Origin of the sequence: Methylobacterium sp. J-067 (genome assembly GCF_022829465.1) — a bacterium.
GTDB classification, from domain to species: Bacteria; Pseudomonadota; Alphaproteobacteria; order Rhizobiales; family Beijerinckiaceae; genus Methylobacterium; species Methylobacterium litchii.
This window is the reverse complement of the sequence record NZ_JAKSXZ010000137.1, coordinates 1-330: the sequence shown is the minus strand read 5'-3', so window position 1 is coordinate 330 and position 330 is coordinate 1. Positions and strand designations below refer to the sequence as shown.

The following is a 330-nucleotide window of genomic DNA, read 5'->3' as shown; positions in this document are numbered from 1 at the left end:
GGGTTCTTCGCATTCCGGGACCAACAGCGGAATTGGAAGATTTAAGCGGCCAAAGGATGGGGGAAAGTGATGGGTCGTCGGAAGACTGGTCTGCGCGGCGGGGAGCAAGCCTGTGCCTGGGTGGGCGCCGCACAGGGCGCCGGCCTGGCGGTGAAGAAGGCGACGCCGGGCGAGTTCGTGCGAGTCTGCTCCGCCTACGGCGCCGGATTCTTCTACATTCCCGGCAGCGACACCTGCCTGCGCCTCTCGGGCCGCGCCCGCTTCGAGTACGGCTTCCAGGCCCCCCTCGGCCGGAACCAGGGCAACGGCGATTACAGCGGCTATCGCGGC

At 67.6% G+C, this 330-nt stretch carries 1 protein-coding gene; it reads left to right on the top strand.

Annotated elements, in window-relative coordinates; all coding sequences use genetic code 11:
* Window positions 1-69 precede the first annotated feature (69 nt).
* The coding region (locus MKK52_RS20560; RefSeq protein ID WP_243957083.1) for a porin at window positions 70-330 on the top strand (261 nt) is incomplete at its 3' end.